The organism is Ruegeria sp. AD6, from assembly GCF_056542325.1.
In genome coordinates, this window is record NZ_JBQFZQ010000003.1 from 94,461 (window position 1) to 116,720 (window position 22,260).

The 22,260-nt window shown below is 60.6% G+C and carries 23 protein-coding genes; 17 read left to right on the plus strand and 6 right to left on the minus strand.

Annotated elements, in window-relative coordinates; all coding sequences use genetic code 11:
• Genes ACR0KJ_RS09115 through radC form a run of 8 tightly spaced genes read left to right on the plus strand, consistent with a single transcriptional unit; the run spans window position 1 to window position 6,188 of the window.
• Entirely contained in the window at window positions 1-765 is a 765-nt protein-coding gene (locus tag ACR0KJ_RS09115) for a thiazole synthase (protein ID WP_170453401.1), read from the plus strand.
• Window positions 762-1,358: a thiamine phosphate synthase gene (locus ACR0KJ_RS09120; RefSeq protein ID WP_170453402.1), complete on the plus strand. Its 597-nt coding sequence runs from the start codon at window positions 762-764 to the stop codon at window positions 1,356-1,358. The genes ACR0KJ_RS09115 and ACR0KJ_RS09120 overlap by 4 nt, the downstream gene beginning before the upstream one ends.
• On the plus strand, window positions 1,355-2,317 hold the full coding sequence (locus ACR0KJ_RS09125) for a HesA/MoeB/ThiF family protein (RefSeq protein ID WP_170453403.1): 963 nt from the start codon (window positions 1,355-1,357) through the stop codon (window positions 2,315-2,317). Before ACR0KJ_RS09120 ends, ACR0KJ_RS09125 begins: the two co-directional genes overlap by 4 nt.
• A gap of 20 nt (window positions 2,318-2,337) precedes the next feature.
• Window positions 2,338-3,273: an ABC transporter substrate-binding protein gene (locus ACR0KJ_RS09130; protein ID WP_170453404.1), complete on the plus strand. Its 936-nt coding sequence runs from the start codon at window positions 2,338-2,340 to the stop codon at window positions 3,271-3,273.
• Window positions 3,270-3,944 (plus strand): thiaminase II, encoded by a 675-nt coding sequence (gene tenA / locus ACR0KJ_RS09135; RefSeq protein ID WP_480626495.1) that lies wholly within the window; start codon window positions 3,270-3,272, stop codon window positions 3,942-3,944. The genes ACR0KJ_RS09130 and tenA overlap by 4 nt, the downstream gene beginning before the upstream one ends.
• Entirely contained in the window at window positions 3,941-4,666 is a 726-nt protein-coding gene (locus tag ACR0KJ_RS09140; RefSeq protein WP_480626496.1) for an ABC transporter ATP-binding protein, read from the plus strand. Before tenA ends, ACR0KJ_RS09140 begins: the two co-directional genes overlap by 4 nt.
• On the plus strand, window positions 4,663-5,397 hold the full coding sequence (locus ACR0KJ_RS09145; RefSeq protein ID WP_170453407.1) for an ABC transporter permease: 735 nt from the start codon (window positions 4,663-4,665) through the stop codon (window positions 5,395-5,397). The genes ACR0KJ_RS09140 and ACR0KJ_RS09145 overlap by 4 nt, the downstream gene beginning before the upstream one ends.
• A gap of 35 nt (window positions 5,398-5,432) precedes the next feature.
• Window positions 5,433-6,188 carry a RadC family protein gene (gene radC, locus ACR0KJ_RS09150; RefSeq protein ID WP_170453408.1) on the plus strand — a complete coding sequence of 252 codons (756 nt, stop codon included), beginning with the start codon at window positions 5,433-5,435 and terminating at the stop codon, window positions 6,186-6,188.
• A 74-nt stretch (window positions 6,189-6,262) separates the two neighbouring features.
• Here the strand turns inward: radC and ACR0KJ_RS09155 are convergent, their stop codons facing one another.
• The 3 genes from ACR0KJ_RS09155 to secA all read right to left on the minus strand — a co-directional run bounded on the left by ACR0KJ_RS09155 (window position 6,263) and on the right by secA (window position 11,582).
• The gene (locus tag ACR0KJ_RS09155) at window positions 6,263-7,819 is read right to left on the minus strand and encodes a phosphate ABC transporter substrate-binding/OmpA family protein (protein WP_480626497.1); all 1,557 of its coding nucleotides are present in this window, start codon (window positions 7,817-7,819) and stop codon (window positions 6,263-6,265) included.
• A 24-nt stretch (window positions 7,820-7,843) separates the two neighbouring features.
• A complete protein-coding gene (locus ACR0KJ_RS09160) occupies window positions 7,844-8,764 on the minus strand; it encodes a hypothetical protein (RefSeq protein ID WP_480626498.1) in 921 nt (306 codons plus the stop codon).
• A gap of 100 nt (window positions 8,765-8,864) precedes the next feature.
• Window positions 8,865-11,582, minus strand: a complete 2,718-nt coding sequence (secA, locus tag ACR0KJ_RS09165; protein ID WP_170453411.1) for a preprotein translocase subunit SecA — start codon at window positions 11,580-11,582, stop codon at window positions 8,865-8,867.
• A gap of 176 nt (window positions 11,583-11,758) precedes the next feature.
• Here secA and ACR0KJ_RS09170 point away from each other — a divergent pair, with 176 nt between their 5' ends.
• The 3 genes from ACR0KJ_RS09170 to mutT are packed head-to-tail and all read left to right on the plus strand — an operon-like array spanning window position 11,759 to window position 14,294.
• The gene (locus ACR0KJ_RS09170; protein ID WP_170453412.1) at window positions 11,759-12,607 is read left to right on the plus strand and encodes a peptidylprolyl isomerase; all 849 of its coding nucleotides are present in this window, start codon (window positions 11,759-11,761) and stop codon (window positions 12,605-12,607) included.
• 6 nt (window positions 12,608-12,613) lie between these two features.
• The gene (gene argJ, locus ACR0KJ_RS09175; protein WP_480626499.1) at window positions 12,614-13,840 is read left to right on the plus strand and encodes a bifunctional glutamate N-acetyltransferase/amino-acid acetyltransferase ArgJ; all 1,227 of its coding nucleotides are present in this window, start codon (window positions 12,614-12,616) and stop codon (window positions 13,838-13,840) included.
• 55 nt (window positions 13,841-13,895) lie between these two features.
• Entirely contained in the window at window positions 13,896-14,294 is a 399-nt protein-coding gene (mutT, locus tag ACR0KJ_RS09180; RefSeq protein ID WP_480626500.1) for an 8-oxo-dGTP diphosphatase MutT, read from the plus strand.
• A gap of 62 nt (window positions 14,295-14,356) precedes the next feature.
• Here mutT and ACR0KJ_RS09185 read toward each other — a convergent pair whose 3' ends face one another.
• A complete protein-coding gene (locus ACR0KJ_RS09185; RefSeq protein WP_480626501.1) occupies window positions 14,357-14,575 on the minus strand; it encodes a GDCCVxC domain-containing (seleno)protein in 219 nt (72 codons plus the stop codon).
• Window positions 14,576-14,579: 4 nt separating this feature from the next.
• Window positions 14,580-14,903, minus strand: a complete 324-nt coding sequence (locus ACR0KJ_RS09190; RefSeq protein WP_170520999.1) for a hypothetical protein — start codon at window positions 14,901-14,903, stop codon at window positions 14,580-14,582.
• Between the two features lie 94 nt (window positions 14,904-14,997).
• Between ACR0KJ_RS09190 and ACR0KJ_RS09195 the strand changes: the two genes are divergently transcribed.
• Complete coding sequence (locus ACR0KJ_RS09195; RefSeq protein ID WP_170623440.1) at window positions 14,998-15,387, plus strand: MerR family transcriptional regulator; 390 nt, start codon at window positions 14,998-15,000, stop codon at window positions 15,385-15,387.
• Window positions 15,388-15,500: 113 nt separating this feature from the next.
• Here ACR0KJ_RS09195 and ACR0KJ_RS09200 read toward each other — a convergent pair whose 3' ends face one another.
• Window positions 15,501-16,622 (minus strand): amidinotransferase domain-containing protein, encoded by a 1,122-nt coding sequence (locus ACR0KJ_RS09200; protein WP_170623438.1) that lies wholly within the window; start codon window positions 16,620-16,622, stop codon window positions 15,501-15,503.
• 380 nt (window positions 16,623-17,002) lie between these two features.
• Here ACR0KJ_RS09200 and ACR0KJ_RS09205 point away from each other — a divergent pair, with 380 nt between their 5' ends.
• The 5 genes from ACR0KJ_RS09205 (at window position 17,003) to ACR0KJ_RS09225 (ending at window position 22,197) form a co-directional block, all read left to right on the plus strand.
• The gene (locus ACR0KJ_RS09205; protein ID WP_480626606.1) at window positions 17,003-18,946 is read left to right on the plus strand and encodes an AMP-binding protein; all 1,944 of its coding nucleotides are present in this window, start codon (window positions 17,003-17,005) and stop codon (window positions 18,944-18,946) included.
• A 75-nt stretch (window positions 18,947-19,021) separates the two neighbouring features.
• Window positions 19,022-19,840: an ABC transporter ATP-binding protein gene (locus tag ACR0KJ_RS09210; protein ID WP_170453417.1), complete on the plus strand. Its 819-nt coding sequence runs from the start codon at window positions 19,022-19,024 to the stop codon at window positions 19,838-19,840.
• A 29-nt stretch (window positions 19,841-19,869) separates the two neighbouring features.
• On the plus strand, window positions 19,870-20,856 hold the full coding sequence (locus tag ACR0KJ_RS09215) for a branched-chain amino acid ABC transporter permease (protein WP_170453418.1): 987 nt from the start codon (window positions 19,870-19,872) through the stop codon (window positions 20,854-20,856).
• A gap of 3 nt (window positions 20,857-20,859) precedes the next feature.
• Entirely contained in the window at window positions 20,860-21,117 is a 258-nt protein-coding gene (locus ACR0KJ_RS09220) for a hypothetical protein (protein ID WP_170453419.1), read from the plus strand.
• 3 nt (window positions 21,118-21,120) lie between these two features.
• Window positions 21,121-22,197, plus strand: a complete 1,077-nt coding sequence (locus tag ACR0KJ_RS09225; RefSeq protein ID WP_170453420.1) for a branched-chain amino acid ABC transporter permease — start codon at window positions 21,121-21,123, stop codon at window positions 22,195-22,197.
• Window positions 22,198-22,260 lie beyond the last annotated feature (63 nt).

Consider the following 22,260-nt stretch of genomic DNA (forward strand, 5'->3'; position numbering starts at 1 on the left):
ATGCGCAGTTTCTATGGCGTCGACCTGCCCAACCGGCTGATGCTGGGCACCGCGCAATATCCCAGCCCTGCGATTCTGGAACAGGCCTTCCGCGCAAGTGGCGCTGGCGTGGCCACGGTGTCTCTGCGGCGCGAATCCGGGGCGGGGCAGACATTCTGGCAGATGATCCGCGATCTGGGGGTGCGGGTGCTGCCCAACACCGCCGGGTGCCACACGGTGAAAGAGGCGGTGACAACCGCGCATATGGCGCGCGAGGTGTTCGAGACCCCTTGGATCAAGCTGGAACTGATCGGCCACACCGACAGCCTGCAACCGGACGTGTTCCAACTGGTCGAGGCCGCGCGAATTCTGACCGAGGACGGGTTCCAGGTCTTTCCCTATACCACCGATGATCTGATCGTGGGCGAACGGTTGTTAGGGGCCGGGTGCGAGGTTCTGATGCCCTGGGGTGCTCCTATCGGTTCGGGGCGCGGTTTGAACAACGAATACGCATTGCGTGCGATGCGGGCGGAATTTCCCGAAATTCCACTGGTAATCGATGCCGGGATTGGTCTGCCTAGCCATGCGGCCCATGCGATGGAACTGGGTTATAACGCCGTTCTTCTGAACACCGCTGTCGCGCGGGCCGGTGATCCGGTGCGCATGGCGCAGGCAATGGCGCACGCGGTTGAGGCCGGGCAACTGGCGCATCAGGCCGACCCGATCGAGGCGCGGGATATGGCCGAAGCCTCAACCCCTGTCATTGGAAAGGCGTTCCTGTCATGACGCTGGACCGTTTCTATCCGATCTTCGATCACTCGGACTGGTTGCGGCGGATGCTGCCTTTGGGTGTGAAGCTGGTGCAATTTCGTATCAAGGATCAATCGGACGCGGTTGTTCGGGCGCAGATCGTGACCTCTCGCGATCTCTGCCGCGAGTATGGCGCGGTGCTGGTTGTCAATGACTATTGGCAGGCCGCCATCGATGCAGGCTGTGACTGGATCCATCTGGGGCAAGAGGATCTGGACGACGCCGATCTGAAAGCGATCCGCAAGGCTGGGCTGAAGCTGGGCGTCTCGACCCATGATGATGATGAGCTTGAGCGTGTGCTGACAATGGACCCCGACTATGTGGCGCTGGGCCCGGTTTACCCGACGATTCTGAAAAAGATGAAATGGGAACAGCAGGGCCTGCCCAAAGTCACCGAGTGGAAGGCCCGCGTGGGCGACATCCCTCTGGTCGGGATCGGCGGCATGAGCGTTGAACGCGCGGAAGGGGTGCTTGAGGCTGGGGCGGACATCGTTTCGGTCGTGACAGACATCACCCTGAACCCCGACCCCGAGGCGCGCGTGCGCCAATGGATCGAGGTCACCAGATGAGCCGCTATGCCCGCCAGATGATCCTGCCCGAGGTCGGCGCCGAAGGGCAGGCCCGCCTGTCGCGCGCGCGGGTTCTGGTTGTGGGCGCGGGCGGGCTGGCGGCGCCGGTCCTGCCGTTGCTGGCTGGGGCGGGTGTCGGACATCTGACGATCATGGATGCGGATCATGTCGCCCTGTCGAACCTGCATCGACAGACGTTGTTTGCCGAGGCGGAATGCGGTCGGTCCAAAGCCGAAGCTGCGGCAGAGCGCTGTCGTGCGCTGAATTCCGGGATTGTGGTTGTTGCAGCAAAACAGGCTCTAACAAACGTCAATGTGATGGATTTCACCGGGCAGGCTGACGTGATCCTTGATTGTGCGGACAGCTATGCCGCCAGCTATACCTTGTCGGATGCCTGTCTGATCGCGAGCAAGCCGCTGATCAGCGGCTCGGTTCTGGGCCTGTCTGGCTATGTCGGCGGGTTTTGCGGCGGTGCGCCCTCACTGCGCGCGGTGTTTCCGGATGCGCCGGACAGCGGGGCAAGCTGCGCCACGGCGGGTGTTCTGGGGCCCGTCGTGGGAATGATCGGCGCGATGCAGGCGCAGATGGCGCTGGCGTTGATTTTGGGGATCGACCCCTCGCCGTTGGGTCAGATGGTGCAACTCGATGCCCGCACCCTGCGCAGCACCAGCTTCCGTTTTGATGCAGCGCCCGAGCCTCAGCGGGCCTTTCCCTTTCTGGCCGCCTCGCAACTGGACGCCGATGACATGATCGTCGAATTGCGGGACACGGGCGAAGCCCCGGACCCGATCCACCCGTTGGCGCAACGCCTGAGTGTCGAAGACCTGAAAACAGAGCCTAACAAAGAAAAAAGACTGGCTTTGTGCTGCGCCACCGGCCTGCGGGCCTGGCGCGCTGCAGAACAGATTGAACCGGATTGGCCGGGCGAGATTGTCCTCGTCGCGGCCTCAACCTCGTGAGTGAAAAGGAAACGCGAGACATGAAAAAGCTGATGACAGCCATCGCCCTTCTGGCCGCTGCGCCGGCCTGGGCCGAAGACAAGATGACCGTGCTGCTGGACTGGTTCATCAACCCCGACCATGGCCCGATCATCGTGGCTCAGGAAAACGGATATTTCGCCGACGAAGGATTGCAGGTCGAGATCATTCCGCCCGCCGACCCCTCGGCCCCGCCGCGTCTGGTGGCCGCCGGTCAGGCGGAACTTGCCGTGTCTTATCAGCCGCAACTGCATCTTCAGATCCACGAGGGTCTGCCGCTGAAACGTGTTGGGACGCTGGTTGCGACCCCGTTGAGTTGCCTTCTGGTGCTGAAAGACGGTCCGATCAAATCGCCTGCGGACCTGAAGGGCAAGAAAATCGGGTACTCGGTTGCGGGCGTGGAAGAGGCTGTTCTGGGCACCGTGCTGGGCAAATACGACGTCACGCTGGACGACGTTGAACTGATCAACGTCAACTTCTCGCTCTCGCCCTCGCTGATGTCCGGGCAGGTGGATGCCGTCATCGGCGCCTATCGCAATTTCGAACTGAACCAGATGGATATCGAAGGCCGTCCGGGCACCTGTTTCTATATCGAGGAAGAGGGTGTGCCGTCCTATGACGAGCTGATCTATGTCGCAAACCCCGAAACGATGGACAAAGACATGATCGCCCGGTTCCTGGCAGCCACCGAAAAGGCGACGCAGTTCATCGTCAACAACCCGGAACAAAGCTGGGAGATCTTTGCCTCTACCTCGCCCGAGTTGCAGGATGAGCTGAACGCCCGTGCCTGGATCGACACGCTGCCGCGTTTTGCGCTGCGTCCTGCGGGCTTTGACGCCGGTCGTTATGCAAGGTTCGAGGCGTTTTTGAACGAAAGCGGCATGGTCGACAGCCTTACACCGGTCAGCGACATCACCATCGACGTGACCGCGCAATGAGGGGGTACGGCAACGCCTTCGCGCTGATGCGCGATGCGGCGCAGGGGCCGTGGCGGGACTATACCCGCCACGCCTTTGTCGAAGGGATGAAGGACGGGACGCTGCCGCGCGACGCGTTCCTGCATTACCTGCGTCAGGATTATGTGTTCCTGATCCATTTTAGTCGCGCCTGGGCGCTGGCGGTGGTCAAGTCGGAAACGCATGCGGAAATGCTGGCGGCAGCGGAAACCGTGAATGCTCTGGTCGGGGAAGAGATGCAGTTGCATATCGCGATATGTCAGGCGGCCGGGATTACTCAGAAGGCGTTGTTCGCGACGCCCGAACGGACCGAGAACCTTGCCTATACCCGCTTTGTGCTTGAGGCGGGGTATAGCGGGGATCTGCTGGATCTGCTTGCCGCTTTGGCGCCCTGCGTTATGGGATATGGCGAGATCGGCACCCGGTTGGCGTCCGAGGCCACATCCGAGACATATCGCGATTGGATCAACACCTATGCCAGCGACGAGTACCAAGCCGGGTGCAAGGCGATTGGTGAGTTGATGGATTCGGCTCTGACACGGCGGATTGGACCGGATTTCAGGGCCTCACCTCGTTGGGATCGCCTTTGCAAGACCTTCCGAACGGCCACCGAGCTGGAGGTCAATTTCTGGCAAATGGGTCTGACCCCGTGACCCCCGCACCCGATCTGACCGTCAATGGGCGGGCGAATATTGGCGACGCGCCTTTGTTCGCGCCGCTGACCCTGACCCTTGCGGCGGGGCAGTGGACCTGCCTGCTGGGCGGATCGGGCGTTGGCAAAACCACGGTCCTGCGCCTGATTGCCGGTTTGGAAACCGGAGCGGCGTTCACCGGCGAGATCACCGCAAGCGACGCGCAACCAGTCCCGGACCGCGTGGCCTATATGGCGCAGGACGATTTGCTGCTGCCTTGGGCCACAGTGGCGCAGAATGTCTCGTTGGGTGCACGGCTGCGGGGTGAGAAGCCCGACCTGGGGCGGCGCGACCGCCTTATCCAGCGAATGCGCCTGCAGGACCACATGGCCAAGAAACCTTGTGAATTGTCCGGCGGCCAGCGACAGCGCGTGGCTTTGGCCCGAACGCTGATGGAGGATCGGCCGATTGTGCTGCTGGATGAGCCGTTCTCGGCCCTCGATGCCCGCACGCGCGCGGATATGCAGGATCTGGCGGCAGAGGCGTTGCAGGGCCGGACCGTGCTGTTGGTCACCCATGATCCGGCCGAGGCCGCGCGGCTGGGTCAGTCCATCGTAGTGATGACGCAGCAGGGGCTGACTGCGTGTGAACCTCCGCGCGCGCGCGCACCGCGCCATGTGGACGATCTTGAGACATTGGAAACCCAAGGGGCCCTGTTGCGCCTGATGCGGGAGGCGGCATGAGATACCTTTCGGCCCTAGCGGCGGCTGTGTTCTCGGTGGCGGTTTGGCAGGGGATCGTCTGGATCACCGGCCTGCCGAAATTCATCCTGCCTAGCCCGGCGCTTGTGGCCGAGACATGGTGGCAGAATCGCTGGCTGATCGCCGAGCACACATGGATCACTGCGGTCGAAGTGGTGATCGGTCTGGGTGTTGGTACGGTGCTGGGCGTCGTCACGGCGCTGCAATTGGCCAATTCGCGGGCGGCGCGGGTGCTGGTGCAGCCGATGCTGGTCTTTACGCAAGCGCTGCCGGTCTTTGCGCTGGCCCCGCTGCTGACCCTGTGGCTGGGCTATGGGCTTTGGTCCAAGGTGGCGATGGCGGTGCTGATCATCTATTTCCCGATCACCTCGTCTTTCTTTGACGGTCTGATGCGGACGCCGCCCGGTTATCTGGACCTTGCGCGGACCATGCAGGCCAGCAAGCGGGCGGTGCTGTGGTATATCCGTATTCCGGCGGCGCTGCCGTCCTTGGCCTCGGGGATGCGTCTGGCGGCGGTCTATGCGCCCATCGGGGCGGTGATCGGTGAATGGGTGGGGTCGTCGCAAGGGTTGGGCTATCTGATGCTGCTGGCCAATGGCCGCGCGAAGACGGACCTGATGTTTGCGGCGATGCTGACTTTGGGGGTCTTTTCCATCCTGCTGCACATGGGGGTTCGCCGGGCCACGACGCGGCTGGCGGGTGAGGTGCGTTAACCAATCAGAAACCGATTCTGCGTCAAGGTTAGCCCATGACACAGGACGCCTTTGCCGAAGCCCCCATGCTGTTCGACACGGACGAAGCACCAGCACAGCCACTGCCGAGTGGCAGGTTGCCGTCATACATCAAGGACCACCGCAAACGACTGCGTGAGCGGTTCATGTCGGGCGGGTCGGCAGCGATGCCGGATTATGAGTTGCTGGAACTGGTCCTGTTCCGCTCGATCCCCCGGCAGGACGTGAAACCCCTGGCGCGGCGGCTGATGGATACGTTCGGGGATTTCAATCGCGTGCTGACCGCGCCTGAAGAACGGCTGCGCCAGATCAAAGGTGTTGGCGAGACAGTGATCACCGACCTGAAAATCCTCGAAGCCTGCGCCCACCGGATGGCCCGCGCGCGGGTGATGCAGCGGCATGTGATTTCCGGATGGGATGCCCTGCTGGACTACTGCCACACCACCATGGCCCATCGCGAGATCGAACAGTTCCGGGTGTTCTATCTGGACCGCAAGAACGTGCTGATCGCGGATGAGGAGCAGGCCAAGGGGACGGTGGATCATGTACCTGTCTATCCGCGCGAGGTCGCGAAACGGGCGTTGGAGCTGAATGCCTCGGCCCTGATACTGGTGCATAATCACCCGTCCGGCGACCCGACTCCGTCTCAGTCGGATATCGACATGACCAACCGGATTCACGATGCCTGCACGGCGCTGGGTCTGACGTTGCATGATCATCTGATAATCGGAAAATCGACCGAGCTGAGTTTTCGGTCCGAGGGGTATTTGTAGGGGGCGTTGCCCCCTTTTGATCCTGCGGGTCAATTCACCCCCACCGTATTTTTTACGAGAAGAAGATGCGGGAGTTACTCGATCCAGATTTCGACACGCCGGTTGACCTTGCGGCCCCATTCAGTGTCATCGCAGGCCATGGGCATGGCCTCGCCAAAGCCTTCGACCGAGATGTCGATACTGTCGGGGATTTCGGTTTCAACCGCAGCCAGGACAGCGTTGCGAACGGTTTGAGCGCGGCGCAGGGCAATGCGGGCATTGGTGGCGGCGGCCCCGTCCCCATCGCTGAAGCCAACAAAGGCCAGCTTGCGCGCGTTCAGGGTGCCGGTCTCCAGCGCCTGTGCCAGATACAGGATGTTCGACCGCGATTGCGCGTCGGGACGGGACGATCCGGGCTCGAACCGAACCGACAGGGACAGGCGGGCCATGGGGCGCAGGGCTTGGATCATGCGCTGGATTTCCTCCAGCCCGACCTCGGCCCCGCCCGAGACGATGGCGTTGGACAGGCGATCCCCTTGCAACCCGATCCGCGTGGTTTCAGGCGCCTGATCCACATACCCGGCTTGCCGGATCGCCATCTGGGCGTCAGCGCTTTGGCTATAGGCCAGAAACTGCCGCGCGATCCGGGGCAGGCGGCGTTCCGGCAGATAGAGGAACATGGGCAGGGTCAGCGGGTAATCTTCGGTCTTGATGGCGTGGCGCGTTGCGGCCAGCCCGTGGCCGCATCCGCCCGTCAGGGGCAGGGCACGGGCGGCATCAGCCGAGGCATGGCTGGTGATCCCAATGGCGAATGAGTCCTTTGCCACCGCCTGCACCAGATCGCTGTTGCGTGCGTGGCGTATTACGCCGGATGTCAGGTCTGTGCCCACGGGTGCCAAAATCTGGTCCTCAACCGCCTGCGCCAGACCAGACCCGGCATCGGGCATATGCAACGCGATCGGCGCGTCGGGCCCGCCCAGATCGGACCAGTTGGTGACCTCACCCGCCAGTACGCGGGCCAGATCAGCCGGAGAAATCTGCGCCGCGATATTGTCTTTGGCCACCACCGGCACGATGGCATCCAGTGCAATGACGCGGGACTGGCGCGCGTGGGTCAGATCGCCCAGCCCGGCCTGTTGGGCCGCATCAACTTCGCCCTCGCGGATTTCGCGCAGGGCCATGACGATGTCGGCGGTGTTTTGGGTCAGGTCGGCAAATCCCTGATCCGTATTGCCTACGCGGAAGAACAGACGGGCCAGCGGGGCCTGCCGGTCGGCCTGAAACAGTTCGTATGCAAAGGTGCGTTCATCCACGCGCTTTGGCGTGGCAGTCAGCCCCTCTTGCCGGGCAAAGCCGATGATCAGCGCGGGCAGAACTGTTTCGGCCATCACGGACGAGCCGGAAAACCGGACCTCGGCCACGAAATCGATCAGGTTCGGGCAAGCGGGGCCGTCGCAGGTGACGCCCGAGCCGTCGACCGTCAGCTCGCCGAACTGAGTGTCCACGCGGTAGAATTCGCCGTCGAAACCCAGCAGGTTGCCAGTGATTTCGACTTTGCCGTCATGCGAGGTGAGCGTGATGTCCTGTGCTGCCGCACCGGTTCCAAGGATTGCGGAAATCAGCGCGGCCACCGCCACACGGAAAAATGTCATAAGAGAGCCGAGCCTGCCTGCGGATTACTTTGCCGCAATTGTCAGGTCTGAGAGCAGATTATTCAACACCAGAAACTCACCGGTTTGCGTGCAGTCCGGCACGGCGAGGCTCAGGTCGCGGGACCGCAGGCGGTTGTCTGCCCGCAATTCGATGGATTGCACGTTCAGGTCGCGACCGCAGTTGGTTTCTGTGACCTCGGCCTCGACCGTCAGATCGATGGTTCCGGATTGTTGCGATTGGCCCGCCGGGAAAGAGTAGATCTCGATATTATTGGCGTCGACAAGACCGGTGTGGCCCAGGCTTACGACGCTGCCCGCCCCTGCTGTTGTGCTGTCCGCCCAGACATGGCCGTCACCGCCATAGCTTGCACCAAATTCCAATGCGTGGATCTGCAGGGCCGTATCGCCTTGCCATTGCAGCGCGACGCGGTCGAATTGGTTGATGTCAGGCACATGGGTTGTGGCGACGGTACCGGATTGATCCGGGAACGAGATCAGGAAGATCGCGTATTCCGAAAGCGCCGGGATGGTCACGTTCAGCGCACCGTTTTCGTCGGTGATCTGAGTCACGGTCAGGCCGCTGTGATGAATATTCACCCGTGCGTTGCTTTGGCAGGGGGATTTGATGCTTAGCCGGGCCTGCGCACCGGGTACGGCAATGGCCCGCGCGGTCAGGTTGCAGTTTTGATGCGGTTCTCTGGCCTGCGGTTCAGCGCGCGTGGGTTCAACTGTGACGGTCTTTTGGCCGCTGTCGGCGTCATTGGGGGAGGCAGATGTCAGGACGATGCTGTCCAGCCCTGCCAGAACCGAATTCTGATTGGTCAAAGAGGCAGTATCCTGCGCCCCGTTCGGCTGCGCAGCACTTCCATTTTGCATCAGGTAACCAATCGCCAGGGCACAGGCTACTGTGCCGCACATGGTCACGTAATTCCGTACTACAAACAAGACACCCTCCCCAGTTGAAGGAGCGAGTCGGACATTCGCCCCGAATCGAGGCCAATTTGTGGCCGCGAGACGGACTCATTGTGATTGGTTAACGTTGACGTTAGGTCAGTCTGCCATGGCAATGTTTGAATTTCTTGCCAGACCCGCACGGGCAGGGATCATTGCGCTTTGGATTGCCCCAGGTCGCGGGATCGTTTTCGTCAAAGCCCGGCAACGCATCGCCCGAGGCGGCGGCTTCTGCCTTTGCCTCGGCCTGACCTGCGGCCTGATCGACCGCCTGCTGCGCCTGCGCCTGTTGCGCGGCCATCTGGGCCAGCATTTCCTTTTGCTCTTCCTCGGTCAGCGGGCGTACGCGAGACAGTTGCTGCGATACGGTTTCGCGTAAGGAGTCCAGCATGCCTTCGAACAGTTGGAAGCTTTCGGTCTTGTATTCGTTCAGCGGATCGCGCTGGGCATACCCGCGGAAACCCACGACTGAACGCAGATGCTCCAGCGTCAGCAGATGCTCGCGCCATTTGCTGTCGATGGTTTGCAGCAGGACCTGTTTTTCGATGTTGCGCATGTTCTCGGGGCCAAAGGCCACGGCCTTCTGCGCCATCATCTCATCGGCGGCCTTGATCAGACGCTCGCGGACCTGTTCGTCATCCACGCCTTCCTCGGCGGCCCAGTCCTGAACCGGCGCGTCAATGGTCAGCTTGTCCTTGATCGCCTCGTGCAGACCATCGGTATCCCACTGATCGGCATAGGATTTCGGCGGCATGTATTCGTCGATCAGATCGTCGATCACCTGCTCGCGCATGTCCGACACGATCTCGGACAGGTCGTCTGCGGACATGATCTCGCGCCGTTGGCTAAAGACCACTTTCCGCTGATCGTTCATCACATCGTCGAACTTCAACACGTTCTTGCGCATGTCAAAGTTACGGCCTTCGACCTTGGATTGCGCCCGTTCCAGCGACTTGTTCACCCAGGGGTGGACGATGGCCTCGCCTTCCTTCATGCCCAGCGTGGTCAGCACCTTGTCCAGCCGTTCCGAGCCGAAGATGCGCATCAGGTCGTCTTCGAGGCTCAGGTAGAACACAGTGCGGCCCGGGTCGCCCTGACGGCCCGAGCGGCCGCGAAGCTGGTTGTCGATACGGCGGCTTTCGTGCCGTTCCGAGGCCATGACGTAAAGGCCACCGGCCTCCAGCACCTTCTGTTTTTCTTCAGCATGACGCGCCTCTTCCGCAGCGCGCAGTTCGACGGGATCGGCCTCGGGGTTTTCGGCCAGTGCCTGCAGAACCTTCATTTCCACGTTGCCGCCCAGCTGAATATCGGTGCCCCGACCGGCCATGTTGGTGGCGATGGTCACCGCGCCATAGCGGCCAGCATCGGCAACGATCTGGGCCTCTTGTTCATGCTGGCGGGCGTTCAGGACGTTATGCTCGATGCCTTCTTTGGTCAGCATCTGGCTGAGCACTTCGGATTTCTCGATCGAGGTGGTGCCGATCAGCACCGGCTGACCCTTGGCGCTGGCCTCTTTCGCCTCCTGGATGATCGCGCCGTATTTCTCCATCGCGGTGCGATAGACCTGATCGTCCTCGTCCAGACGGGCAATCGGTTTATTGGTCGGCACTTCGACGACGCCCAGGCCGTAGATTTCAGCAAATTCTTCGGCCTCGGTCAGCGCCGTGCCGGTCATGCCGCCCAGCTTGTCATAAAGGCGGAAGTAGTTCTGGAAGGTCACACTGGCCAGCGTCACGTTTTCGGGCTGGATCTGGACGTTTTCCTTGGCCTCAATCGCCTGATGCAGACCTTCGGACAGGCGGCGGCCCGGCATCATTCGGCCGGTGAATTCGTCGATCAACACCACATTGCCGTCACGGACAATGTAATCCTTGTCGCGCTGGAACAGTTTATGCGCGCGCAGACCCTGGTTGACGTGATGCACCACCGTGGTGCTTTCCGGATCATACAGGGAATGGCCTTCGGGGATCAGTCCCGCGTCCAGCAATTGCTGTTCAAGGAATTCGTTGCCCTCATCGGTGAAGGTCACGTTGCGGGACTTTTCATCCAGCGAGAAATGATCGTCACTCAGCGACGGGATCAGCGCATCAATCGCGGTGTAAAGATCCGAGCGGTCCTGCGACGGGCCCGAGATGATCAGCGGTGTCCGCGCCTCATCGATCAGGATCGAGTCGACCTCGTCCACAATCGCGAAATTGTGGTGCTTCTGGTAAATCTCGGCCAGATCGGCCTTCATATTGTCGCGCAGATAGTCGAAACCCAGCTCATTATTGGTGGCATAGGTCACGTCACAGGCATAAGCGGCCTTTTTCTCGGCATCCGGTTGGCCGGACCAGATCACGCCGGTGGTCATACCCACGGCGGCGAACACCTTGCCCATCCACTCGGCATCCCGCTTGGCGAGGTATTCGTTGACGGTGACGACGTGCACACCCTTGCCGGTCAGCGCGTTCAGATAGGCGGGGAAGGTGGCGACCAGTGTTTTGCCCTCACCCGTTTTCATTTCCGAGATGTTGCCCTGATGCAGAAACGCACCGCCCATTAGCTGCACGTCAAAGGCGCGCAGACCCAGCGCGCGCTTGGCCCCTTCGCGCACATTGGCAAAGGCTTCGGGCAGCAGGTCATCCAGGCTTTCGCCATCCAGCGCGCGTTTGCGCAGCTCGGCGGTCTTTTCGATCAGCCCTTCGTCGGACAGGTTCTCGAACTCGGGCTCCAGCGCGTTGATCTTTTCGATCAGGGGGCGGGTCGCCTTGATCTTGCGGTCGTTCGGTGTTCCGAACACCTTTTTGGCGAGCGTTCCGAGTCCCAGCATGTTCACTCCAGCGGATCTGTTCTTGTCTTGGTTGCGACAGGCTTGCCCACCTTGCGCGCAACCCATAGATACGGGGGGTGAAAGGCGGCCCTGTCCAAGGCTTCAAAGCGATGTAAGCGGCAGGTTCTGAAGTGTCAACGCTGCGCCCTGTCGCGGCAAAGAAATAGGATTGATCCATGCCCAAAGGCCTCACTTTTCTGCCATCTCTGGCGCTTGCTGCCGTGATGGCCCTGCCGCTGGCCGCCGAAACCAAGCCTGATGCAGGCACCGTCGTCGCCCGTGTGAACGGGGATGAGATCACATTGGGTCACGTTATCGCCATGGCCACGAACCTTCCGGCGCAGTATCAGCAGGCTGAAGATGACGTGCTGTTCGACTTCATCCTGGAACAGCTGATCCAGCAGCAATTGCTGAGCCAGGAACAGGGCGACCTGTCCAAACTGAACGAAATCGCGCTTGAAAATGAGCGTCGCTCGTTGAAAGCGGTGCAGGCGGTCGAGGCCCTGACCGATGCCGCCGTCACGGATGAGGCCATTCGGGCCGCTTACGACGCCCAGTTTGCCGATTTTGCGGGCGAGGATGAGTTCGACGCCAGCCATATCCTGGTAGATACCGAGGAAGAGGCCAAGGTCATCAAATCGCAACTGGACGATGGTGCCGATTTTGCCGAGCTTGCGCGTGAACGGTCCACAGGCCCCTCGGGCCCCAATGGCGGTGCGCTGGGCTGGTTTGGCAAGGGCCAGATGGTGCCTGCATTTGAAGAGGCCGTGATTGGCTTGGAAAAAGGTCAGGTGTCGGATCCGGTTCAAACCCAGTTCGGCTGGCATGTCATCATTCTGAACGATACCCGCAAATCCGAAGCGCCCGAGCTGGACACGATCCGCGATCAACTGGCTCAGACCATCCAGCAAGAGGCGATCCAGGCCCGCATCGATGAACTGACCCAGCAGGCTCAGATCGAGCGTCCGGCGCTGGAAGGGGCAGGCCCCGAAACGCTGCGCCAGATCGAACTGCTGCAGGAGTAATCTGCCGTGGCCACGATCACCAAGGTTTCGCCGCTGGCCCCGGCCAGTTTCCCCGATCTGCCTGCGATTGACGGTGTGCGCTTTGCCACCGTCGCGGCAGGTGTGCGGTATCAGGGTCGCACGGATGTCATGCTGGCCGTGCTGGACCCCGGAACATCTGTGGCAGGCGTATTCACCAAATCCGCCACCCGCGCCGCTCCGGTGCTGGATTGTCAGGACAAGATCGGCGGGCCAAGTGACGGCCCGGCGGCTATCCTTGTGAACTCGGGCAACGCCAACGCCTTCACCGGGCATTACGGCCAGACCTCGGTTTCCGAGGTGACGCAGGCCGTTGCGGATGCCACCGGCGTCCCGGTCAACCGCGTCTTTACCTCGTCCACCGGCGTGATCGGGGAACCCCTGCCGCATGAGCGTATCGTGACCCAGCTTGAGACGCTGAAGGCGGGCCTCAGCCGGCACGCCATCGAAGACGCCGCGAAGGCCATCATGACCACGGATACCTTCCCGAAAGGGGCGTCGGCGGAGGTCGAGATTGATGGCAAAACAGTCTCTATTGCGGGGATTGCGAAGGGTTCCGGCATGATTGCGCCGGATATGGCGACGATGCTGGTCTACGTCTTCACCGACGCACAGGTGGACCAATCGGCCCTGCAGGCGATGCTGGGCGCGCAGACGGATCGGACGTTCAACTGCATCACCGTTGACAGCGATACGTCGACCTCGGACAGCCTGCTGCTGTGTGCTACCGGGGCGTCGGGTGTCGATGCCACCACCAACGCGGCATTTGCCGAAGCGCTGGAACGCGTGATGCTGGATCTGGCGCAGCAAGTGGTGCGTGACGGTGAGGGGGCCACGAAATTCGTGGAAATTCGTGTGGCCGGGGCCGCCTCGGACGCAGACGCCAAGGTACACGGTCTGGCGATTGCCAACTCTCCGCTGGTGAAAACCGCCATCGCGGGCGAGGACCCGAACTGGGGCCGCATTGTCATGGCCATCGGCAAGTCCGGTGCAGCAGCGGATCGTGATCTGCTGAGCATTTCCTTCGGAGACATTCTGGTCGCCGAAAAGGGTTGGGTCAGTCCCGATTACCGCGAGGATGACGCCGCCGCCTATATGAAAGGTCGGGATCTGGTGATTGCCGTCGATCTGGGGCTGGGCGCGGGCAAATCCACCGTCTGGACCTGCGATCTGACCCACGGCTATATCGAGATCAACGCGGATTATCGCTCGTGAAACCGGAGCAATTCCAGCAAAAGTGGAGCCCGGTTTTGCGTCCGGGATTGCGACCATGAAAACTGTATTAGTGTCTGCCGTCGCCCTGATCGACATCGAGGGCCGGGTTCTGCTGGCCCAACGCCCCGAGGGCAAATCGATGGCCGGTCTGTGGGAGTTCCCAGGCGGCAAGATCGAACCCGGCGAAACCCCCGAGGCCGCACTGATCCGCGAATTGCACGAGGAACTGGGCATCGACACCTGGGCCTCCTGCCTCGCGCCGCTGACCTTCGCCAGCCACAGCTATGACGATTTCCACCTGCTGATGCCGCTGTTCGCCTGCCGCAAATGGGAGGGCATCCCGCAGTCGAAAGAAGGGCAGGCGCTGAAATGGGTGCGGGCGAATGACCTGCGGAACTACCCGGTGCCTGCGGCGGATGTGCCGTTGATTCCGATCCTGCGGGATTGGTTGTAGTTGCGGGTTGGTGGCAGGTTGTGGTCATTTGTCAGATTTGCGGGACGAAGCCGACCTTCGCTTTACCCGCAACAGCTACCGCCCAATTGGATTGGTGGGCATGGAACAGTGGCGTAAGAGCAGTATACACAACAATCGCCTTCCATGGGTTTCAAAACTGCTTCGCACGACTTGCACTCATAGAACCACTGGCAGGCATCTGTCGGCATTTCTTCGGTTTCGCTGTGTCCACAGTTTGGGCACGTCAGTGTGCTTTCAAGCACCAGAGTTTGGTCCGTCATTGTCTCACATCTGCATAATCAGGAAATCGTTGATCCGGGCCTCGTAGAATACGACAACCCAAGCTAGACCGGTTATCGCGGTCGTTCCCCAAAGCCACCACTTCAACTTTGGTATTAATCCGCGCTGATGAGACACTCGCCAAGTTACCGCGACAAGTACGGTCGAAATCGCCAGCACATAGTAGCTTGCCGCCGCGATCTTCCCGAAGATTGCCATCCAACTGCCGCCCAATCCCAGCAGCATCATCGTCATGGGCAATACGCAGCAAGTTGCGACGCCAAGCGCGGACAGCGATCCCAGGTAACTGAGGCTAAGGTACTTCTGCATTTTTTCTGACGGCCCTTTTCGCGCGGAGTTGTCTAAGTGACATTCTTCCGTATAACTTCTGTAGTCGCTACAGGATCAAGCTGGGGAATCTCACGTGTTTGCGATTGGGGAAGCATCCCGTCAAAGCGGCGTCGGCATTGAAACGATCCGCTACTACGAGCGCGAAGGGATTGTGCCAAAGCCAGCACGGGCACCGAATAACCGGCGGATGTACTCTGCAGATGATATTGGAAGGCTTCGTTTCCTAAAGAAATGCCGCGATTTGGGCTTCTCGCTCGCAGACGCAAAGACGCTACTTAACCTGTCCGAAGGCGATGCCGAGGATTGTCAATCCGTCAAGCAGCTGGCCGAACTCCATATCTTCAACGTGCGTGCAAGGGTAGACGAGCTGAGGCGCTTGGAAGCGGCGTTAGTCGAGCTTACAGCCAACTGTGACAGCGGGAATGTCTCGTGTCCAATGCTCTCTAAGCTGCGCACTGAATAGTGGGCTTTGGGCTCATTGCTTCCATTCCCACAACACCAAAGCAGCACCGTCTTCCGGCGCAGGACACAGATGCCCGAGCATAACCCGGGCACCCTGTCTTCAATCCGAACACCTTACATATTCGGGAAGTAATCCTCGCATTCGCCGTCGCGGTAGACGTCTGCCGTGCAGCAATGCAGACCGCCGCCAAAGGCGTAGGCGTCGCGGAGTTCGACTTCGACCACTTCCATGCCCAGCTTGTCCATCTGTTCGGCCTGATAGACCTCGGACTTTTCGACACAGACGGTTTTCGGGTCCAGTACCAGCACGTTCATCGACAGCCAGGTCGAGGAATAGCACAGCGGCGGCGGCGTGTTGTGGGCGGGTTGGGCGGCGTCCACGATCTCCCAGCCGTTTTTCTCGAACATGCCGCGTTGGTCTTCGGGCAGGCGGCGCTGCGGGTTGTTCAGGATCAGGCCCGGGCGCAGCGGCGTAAACGTCGCGTCGATATGGATCGGATAGGGGTCACCGGGGAAGTTCACTGTGTGGACGCGGTGGTCGGGGAAGTGACGGCGCAGCCACTCGATCCCCTTGAGGTTGGTGGTAAACCCATGCTGGACCACCAGATCGCGACCAAAACGCAGCACGTCGGCGGCATCGAACAGGGGCTCTTCTTCGGTGGTGACAAAGAACTTCTCGGCCGCCCATTGCAGGCGCTTTTCGACGCCGATTTTGTCGCTGAGGTAATCGGGATGGTAATCCGCATCGGTCAGGCGCGGCTTGGGTGCAGCCTCGTGGCGGAAGTTCGGGTCTTCGTCCCAGTATTGTTGCATCAGGGGGCGATAGTTCAGGTATTCGAACCAGCGGCAGCGGTAGGACATCGTCGCTTCGAGGATTTCGTGCCCAACGGTCAGCAGCACATCGCGCGGGGGCATACAGCCGAACTGGCTTTCGGTGTGAAAATCCGGAGTGGTAGCCGGTTGCGAATGATCAATCGACGTCGGGCGATCCACGCGAATACCGCGCTTGCGCAGTTGATCGGCGAAATTGTCCAGCAACTCGTTGGCCCGGTCGATGGTTTCCTGCGGGCGGCGGCCCCACTGGCCGCGCATGTCGCTGTCCTCGGGCACCTTAGCGTCCAGCGCGGGTTCCTCGGGCGGAATGTGGCAGTCATCCGCGCGGCCCACGATGACGTGGCGCAGGGTGTCCCATTCATTCCAGCTTTTGACTTCGGTTTTGTCGGGGGACCAGGCCATGGCTGTCTCCTGTTGTGGCGGAGATCAGGACGGGGCCCTCAATCTCCTGATTGAAAGTCCCGGCGTACAGGATATGGGGTTCGTCGCTGATTTACCTCTGGCGACGCCATCGCCAAAGAGCTTGACGGGCCACATAGCATTGCTTGCAGGCGTTGGGAAGAAGGGCGTTGCCAAGGTCACCCGGATTGGCGGCACGACCCCTGTTACAATTCGTAAGAATTGAGAAAACATCAGGAAAAAGTTGACGCTGATCGTGCAACCGTCCCTTATCGGGGCGCAGGTGTTCGGGCAACGACCCGGACCCGCCATTTCCGGCCCGGAGGAGGGGCCGGATGGGGAGGAGAGGAAGATTGGCTCAGACGCAGTCGGGCGCCGAGGGGATGCAGTCCCTTCCGGCGCTGTTACACCGCAATGTCACGCAGTTCGGGGATGCCCCGGCGTACCGCGAAAAGGAATTCGGGATCTGGCAATGCTGGACCTGGGCCGAGGCCGCGCGGGAAATCCGCGCCATCGCGCTGGGCTTTCTGGAACTGGGCGTCGAAAAGGGCGACCATATCGCCGTCATAGGCCGCAACCGTCCGGCGCATTACTGGTCAATGGTTGCCGCGCAGATGGTCGGCGCGGTACCTGTGCCGCTGTATCAGGACTCGGTCGCCGAAGAGATGGCCTATGTGCTGGAACATTGCGGCGCGAAATACGTTGTCTGCGGCGATCAGGAGCAGGTCGACAAGGTCATCGAAATTCAGGAAAACGTGCATCAGGTCAAACACATCCTCTATACCGACAAGCGGGGGATGCGGAAATACGACCATTCCCAGATGAACGCGCTTGAGGACATCATGGCCGAAGGCAGCGCCGGTCACGCGCGGTTTGATGCGGAACTGGACAAGCGTATCGCCGCGATCACCTATGACGACACATGCGTGATGCTTTATACCTCCGGCACCACCGGCAAGCCCAAGGGCGTGGTGCTGTCGAACCGCAACGTGATCGAAAGCGCCAAGAACTCGGCCGAGTTCGATCATCTGACCCGGAACGAAGACATCCTGTCTTATCTGCCGATGGCCTGGGTGGGCGATTTCATCTTTTCCGTTGGTCAGGCCTATTGGTGCGGTTTCTGCGTGAACTGCCCCGAAAGCGCCGACACGATGATGACCGACCTGCGCGAGATCGGGCCAACCTATTTCTTCGCCCCGCCGCGCGTGTTTGAAACCCAGCTGACCAATGTGATGATCCGGATGGAGGATGCGGGCAAGCTGAAGCAGCGGATGTTCCATCACTTCATGGCCCATGCCAAGAAGGTTGGTGGTCTGCTGCTGGACGGCAAACCGGTGGGTCTTGGTGACAAGATTAAATATGCGCTGGGCAATCTGCTGGTTTACGGGCCGCTCAAGGACACTCTGGGCTATGGCCGGTTCCGTGTGGGGTACACGGCGGGTGAGGCGATCGGGCCCGAGATTTTCGATTTCTACCGCTCGCTGGGCATCAATCTGAAGCAGCTTTATGGCCAGACCGAAGCGACCGTGTTCATCACCGTGCAGCCTGATGGCGAGGTGCGTGCGGATACGGTGGGCGTGCCTGCGCCGGATGTTGAGTTGAAAATCGACGACAGCGGAGAGATCCACTACCGCTCGCCCGGGGTGTTTGTTGAATATTACAACAACCCGGATTCGACCGCCTCGACCAAGGATGCCGAGGGTTGGGTGGCCACCGGGGATGCCGGGTTCATCGAGGAAGGCAGCGGCCATCTGCGGATCATCGACCGCGCCAAGGATGTGGGCAAGATGGCCGACGGGTCGATGTTTGCGCCGAAATATGTCGAGAACAAGCTGAAATTCTATCCCGACATTCTTGAGGTCGTGCTGTTTGGCAACGGCAAGGATCGCTGCGTGGCGTTCATCAATATCGACCTGACAGCGGTAGGCAACTGGGCGGAGCGCAACAATGTGGCCTATGCGTCCTATCAGGAACTGGCGGGTCATCCCCGTGTGTTAGAGACGATCAAGGCCCATGTGGAAGCGGTGAACAAATCCGTTGCCGCCGATGAGATGCTGTCGGGCTGTCAGGTGCATCGCTTTGTGGTGCTGCACAAGGAACTGGACGCGGATGATGGTGAGATGACCCGGACGCGCAAGGTGCGGCGTCGGTTCGTGGAAGAGAAATTCCAGGACATCATCGATGCGCTTTATGACGGATCCCAGTCGGTCTCGACCACCACCGAGGTGACGTATGAGGACGGTCGCAAGGGCTCGATCAGCGCCACGCTGGAGATTGTCGACGCGCCGGTTGTGCCGGTCGCACAGCATAAGGTGGCGGCGGAATGAGGGCCGTTCGAGCGCCGCTCGACCTGCGGTCATCGCCCCGCCCGCCGTCCCGTTTTTTGTGTCAGGGAGTGACTGATGCTGGATAGTTCCGAAGGATATGTCACCGAAGACGGCCGCAAGATCGGCGGTGTGGTGATGGAGATGAAGAACATCACCCTGCGGTTCGGCGGTGTGGTGGCGATCAAGGATATCTCGTTCGACATTCGCGAGGGTGAAATCCGGGCCATCATCGGGCCGAACGGGGCGGGTAAATCCTCGATGCTGAACGTGATTTCGGGCTTTTATGTCCCGCAGGAAGGCGAGGTCTGGTTTCACGGCGCGAAACGCCCGCCGATGCGTCCCTATGAAGTGGCGCGGCAGGGGATCGCGCGGACGTTCCAGAACATCGCCCTGTTCGAAGGCATGAGCGTGCTGGACAACGTCATGACCGGGCGGCTGAACTATATGAAAACCAACATCCTTCAACAGGCACTGTGGAAGGGCAAGGCCGAGGCGGAAGAGACCGAAAACCGCGAGGCGGTCGAGAAGATCATCGATTTTCTGGAAATCCAGCACATCCGCAAGACACCCGTCGCGCGCCTGCCTTACGGTTTGAAAAAGCGCGTCGAACTGGCCCGCGCGCTGGCCGCAGAGCCCAAACTGCTGCTGCTGGACGAACCGATGGCGGGGATGAATGTCGAAGAGAAAGAGGACATGAGCCGCTTTATCCTCGACGTGAATGACGAGTTCGGCACCACCATCGCCCTGATCGAGCATGATATGGGCGTGGTGATGGACCTGAGCGACCGGGTGGTCGTGATGGATTACGGCAAGAAGATTGGCGACGGCACACCCGATGAGGTGCGCAACAATCAGGAAGTCATCGACGCTTATCTGGGGGTCAGCCATGACTGATATCCGGGCAGATATTTGGGGAGGCGAGCATGCCTGAACAACTCGTTTTTGCGATGGAGGTCATCCTCAACGGTCTGATGGCCGGGGTGCTTTATGCTCTGGTCGCGCTGGGCTTTGTGCTGATCTACAAGGCGTCGGGGATTTTCAATTATGCCCAAGGGGTAATGGCCCTGTTTGCGGCGATGACGCTGGTGGGGATCATGAACGGACAGGTGCCGTTTGCGCATCTGATCAACGCGATTTTCGGCACGCATATCCATTATTTCGGCTGGAACGTGCCCGCGCTGCTTGCGGTTATTCTGACCATGGCAGTGATGGTGTTGCTGGCCTGGGCGGTGCAACGGTTCGTCATGCGCCATCTGGTCGGGCAGGAACCGATCATCCTGTTCATGGCCACAATCGGTCTGGCCTATTTCCTCGAAGGTGTGGCCGACCTGATGTGGGGGTCCGAGATCAAGACGCTGGATGTGGGGCTGCCGCAGGGTATCAACCTGTGGATTGACGAGACCACCTTTAACATCTTCGACTACGGCTTTTTCATCGACAATCTGGATATTGTGGCAACGGTCATTGCCGCGCTGTTGGTGGCCGCGCTGGTTGCGTTCAGCCAGTACACCAAGCAAGGCCGGGCGATGCGCGCGGTGGCTGATGACCATCAGGCGGCGCTGTCGGTGGGGATTTCGCTGAACTTCATCTGGGTCATGGTCTGGTCGGTGGCCGGGTTCGTGGCGCTGGTCGCGGGGATCATGTGGGGCACCAAGTCGGGCGTGCAGTTCTCGCTGAGCCTGATCGCGCTCAAGGCGTTGCCGGTGCTGATGCTGGGCGGGTTCACCTCGATCCCCGGGGCCATCGTTGGCGGGCTGATCATCGGCGTGGGCGAGAAGCTGTTCGAGTTTGCGCTGGGCCCCGCATTGGGTGGCGCGACCGAGAACTGGTTTGCTTATGTGCTGGCGCTGATCTTCCTTGTCTTCCGGCCGCAGGGTCTGTTCGGCGAGAAGATCATTGAGAGGGTGTAGGCTGTGCAAAAGCTGATCGCCATCATCAACGTGATCGCATGGGCCGGCTTCTGGGCTTTTGGCTATATCGCCATCACCGCCGAAGGCCTGACGGACGCTCAGTTGGTGGTCGCGGCGATCCTGGCCTTTGCCGGGCTGGTCACGGGCATCATGGCCTACATGAAACTGGTGCGTTCGTCCGAGGCGAGCGGATACGCCAAGGGATCAAAACAACTGGACGCCGCGACCCGGAACCGGGCGCAGGAAGAATGGGGAAAGTAAGATATGTTCTATCGTGAGGCCGGAGATTTCAAAACCTCCTATGTCGCTGACAGCCAGACTTTCCCGATCAAGTTTGACCGGTATCGGTACTACGTCGTGCTGGCGGTGGCGTTCGGGATCATTCCGTTCATCATCAACGATTATTGGGCCAACGCGCTGCTGCTGCCGTTCCTGATCTATGCCATTGCGGCCATCGGGCTGAACATTCTGGTGGGCTATTGCGGGCAGGTGTCATTGGGCACCGGCGGGTTCATGGCTGTGGGGGCTTATGCTTGCTATAAGCTGATGACGGCCTTTCCGGATGTCAGCATGTTCATCCATGTGCTGCTTGCGGGCGGGATCACCGCCATCGTCGGTGTGCTGTTCGGCCTGCCAAGCTTGCGGATCAAAGGGTTCTATCTGGCGGTGGCCACACTGGCGGCGCAGTTCTTTCTGGTGTGGCTGTTCAACCGGGTGCCGTGGTTCTACAACTACTCGGCCTCGGGCCAGATCAACGCGCCCGAGCGGGACGTGTTCGGGATCATCATCACCGGACCCAATGCTCCGGCCTGGGCCACCTATCTGTTCTGCCTGATCTTCCTGACTGTGTCCGCGATCATCGCCCGCAACCTGACGCGCGGCACCACGGGTCGGACATGGATGGCGATCCGCGACATGGACATCGCGGCCGAGATCATCGGGGTGAACCCGCTCAAGGCCAAGATCAGCGCCTTTGCCGTCAGCTCTTTCTTTGTCGGCATCGCGGGTGCGCTGTTCTTTGCGGTCTATCTGGGCGCGGTAGAAGTGGGCGAAGTGTTCGGCATCCAGAAGTCATTCCTGGTGCTGTTCATGGTGATTATCGGCGGGTTAGGATCGATTTTCGGGTCCTTCGCCGGGGCGGCCTTCCTTGTGCTGCTGCCGGTGGTGCTGAAGGTGGTCGGCGTCGATGTGCTGGGCTGGCCCACGGATATTGTGGCGCACCTGAACCTTGTGATCGTGGGTGCGCTGATCATCATGTTCCTGATTCTTGAACCGCACGGGCTGGCACAGCTGTGGCGCGTGGCGAAAGAGAAACTCAGACTCTGGCCGTTCCCGCACTAAGGGGCTGGCCCAATCAAAAAGACGGGCGGAAAGCCCGAAACCAACATCGGACCAACCAAGGGA

Bases quoted from the DNA above. Each gene is read 5' to 3' on its own strand.
- ACR0KJ_RS09225 (WP_170453420.1), top strand. From the start codon at position 21,121: ATGTTCTATCGTGAGGCCGGAGATTTCAAAACCTCCTATGTCGCTGAC.
- ACR0KJ_RS09215 (WP_170453418.1), top strand. From the start codon at position 19,870: ATGCCTGAACAACTCGTTTTTGCGATGGAGGTCATCCTCAACGGTCTG.
- mutT (WP_480626500.1), top strand. From the start codon at position 13,896: ATGAAAACTGTATTAGTGTCTGCCGTCGCCCTGATCGACATCGAGGGC.
- tenA (WP_480626495.1), top strand. From the start codon at position 3,270: ATGAGGGGGTACGGCAACGCCTTCGCGCTGATGCGCGATGCGGCGCAG.
- ACR0KJ_RS09130 (WP_170453404.1), top strand. From the start codon at position 2,338: ATGAAAAAGCTGATGACAGCCATCGCCCTTCTGGCCGCTGCGCCGGCC.
- ACR0KJ_RS09210 (WP_170453417.1), top strand. From the start codon at position 19,022: ATGCTGGATAGTTCCGAAGGATATGTCACCGAAGACGGCCGCAAGATC.
- ACR0KJ_RS09125 (WP_170453403.1), top strand. From the start codon at position 1,355: ATGAGCCGCTATGCCCGCCAGATGATCCTGCCCGAGGTCGGCGCCGAA.
- ACR0KJ_RS09155 (WP_480626497.1), bottom strand. From the start codon at position 7,819: ATGACATTTTTCCGTGTGGCGGTGGCCGCGCTGATTTCCGCAATCCTT.
- radC (WP_170453408.1), top strand. From the start codon at position 5,433: ATGACACAGGACGCCTTTGCCGAAGCCCCCATGCTGTTCGACACGGAC.
- secA (WP_170453411.1), bottom strand. From the start codon at position 11,582: ATGCTGGGACTCGGAACGCTCGCCAAAAAGGTGTTCGGAACACCGAAC.
- ACR0KJ_RS09145 (WP_170453407.1), top strand. From the start codon at position 4,663: ATGAGATACCTTTCGGCCCTAGCGGCGGCTGTGTTCTCGGTGGCGGTT.
- ACR0KJ_RS09190 (WP_170520999.1), bottom strand. From the start codon at position 14,903: ATGCAGAAGTACCTTAGCCTCAGTTACCTGGGATCGCTGTCCGCGCTT.
- ACR0KJ_RS09170 (WP_170453412.1), top strand. From the start codon at position 11,759: ATGCCCAAAGGCCTCACTTTTCTGCCATCTCTGGCGCTTGCTGCCGTG.
- ACR0KJ_RS09200 (WP_170623438.1), bottom strand. From the start codon at position 16,622: ATGGCCTGGTCCCCCGACAAAACCGAAGTCAAAAGCTGGAATGAATGG.
- ACR0KJ_RS09120 (WP_170453402.1), top strand. From the start codon at position 762: ATGACGCTGGACCGTTTCTATCCGATCTTCGATCACTCGGACTGGTTG.
- ACR0KJ_RS09185 (WP_480626501.1), bottom strand. From the start codon at position 14,575: ATGACGGACCAAACTCTGGTGCTTGAAAGCACACTGACGTGCCCAAAC.
- ACR0KJ_RS09205 (WP_480626606.1), top strand. From the start codon at position 17,003: ATGCAGTCCCTTCCGGCGCTGTTACACCGCAATGTCACGCAGTTCGGG.
- ACR0KJ_RS09115 (WP_170453401.1), top strand. From the start codon at position 1: ATGCGCAGTTTCTATGGCGTCGACCTGCCCAACCGGCTGATGCTGGGC.